Source organism: Frankia sp. CcWB2 (genome assembly GCF_977927585.1).
Genome location: NZ_CDWRCM010000002.1, coordinates 27,823 through 29,145 on the forward strand (window position 1 = coordinate 27,823; position 1,323 = coordinate 29,145).

The window sequence follows — 1,323 nt, forward strand, 5'->3', positions numbered from 1 at the left end:
CCGTAGCCCGAGTCGCTCGATCAGAGCGCGGTATCGGTTGATATCCGTCTTCGCCAGGTAGTTCAGCAGCCGTCGGCGACGGCCGACGAGCAGCAGCAGACCGCGGCGGCTGTGGTGATCGTGCTTATGCGCCTTGAGATGCTCGGTCAGGTCACTGATCCGACGAGTCAGCATCGCGACCTGCACCTCAGGCGAGCCCGTGTCCCGCTCGACGGTGGCGTAATCGGACATGATCTTCTGCTTGACGTCGCTCGCGAGCGGCACGCTCCACCTTCTCCTTCTGTTTCGGGACGGCGCGCGTCCGGGGTCTTCCCCACCCGGACCGATCACCGGACCTCGGCATCATCGCCGTCCGGTCCGGACACACCGCACCCGCCTGACCGGGAAGCCTATCAACCCGAGGGGAACCGCTCGGCCCCCGGCGGAGTGAGCCGAGTTCAGCCGAGTTCAGACGAGCAGGGTTGCCGCGCGGGTGGCCTCCACATCCGCGGCCATCTGGGTGACGAGCTCGGCCACCGAGTCGAAGCGCAGGGTCGGACGCAGCCGATGGGTGAACTCGTAGGCCATGTACTCGCCGTAGAGATCCTCGTCAACGTCCAGGAGGAACGCTTCGACGCGCCGGTCGCGTCCCTCGAACGTCGGATTCGTGCCGATCGAGATGGCGGCGGGCTGGCGGCGGCCGGACCAGCAGGCAAAGCCCGCGTACACGCCGTCCGCCGGAACGGCGGCCCAGGGCGTCACCTGGATGTTCGCCGTAGGATAGCCGATGGTGCGGCCACGCGCGTCGCCGTGCACGACGACACCCTCGACCCGGTGCGGCCGGTCCAGCGCGGCCGCCGCGGCCGCTACGTCGCCCTCGGCCACCCGGGCACGGATCGCCGTCGAGGAGAGCACCTGCTCGCCGGAGCGGACGAGACGGACCCCGTCGACCTCGAATCCCTCCCGGGCGCCCGCCTCCGACAGCGTCGCGAGCGTCCCGGCGGCCCGGTGACCGTAGGTGAAGTTCTCCCCCACCACGACCGCGCTCGCCCGCAGCCGCTCGACCAGTATCCCGTGCACGAAGTCGGCCGGGGAGACCCGGCTGAACTCCAGCGTGAACGGCTCGACGCAGAGCGCGTCCACCCCGGTCCCGGCCAACAGCTCGGCCTTGAAACGCAGCGTCGTGAGCAGGGCGGGATGGCTGCCGGGTCGCAGCACCTCACCGGGATGCGGGTCGAAGGTCAACACCAGCGAACGCTCACCGCGTTCCCGCGCCAGCCGGACCGCCCGGCCGATGATCTGCCGGTGCCCGAGGTGCACCCCGTCGAAGAAGCCAATCGTGAC

2 protein-coding genes are annotated in these 1,323 nt (G+C 69.8%); both read right to left on the reverse strand.

What is annotated here, in order from left to right:
- Window positions 1–264 (reverse strand): 30S ribosomal protein S15 (rpsO, locus tag ACY45C_RS00855; protein WP_462185766.1); only part of this gene is annotated, 264 nt, incomplete at its 3' end.
- 183 nt (window positions 265–447) lie between these two features.
- Window positions 448–1,323 (reverse strand): bifunctional riboflavin kinase/FAD synthetase (locus ACY45C_RS00860; RefSeq protein WP_462185767.1); only part of this gene is annotated, 876 nt, incomplete at its 5' end.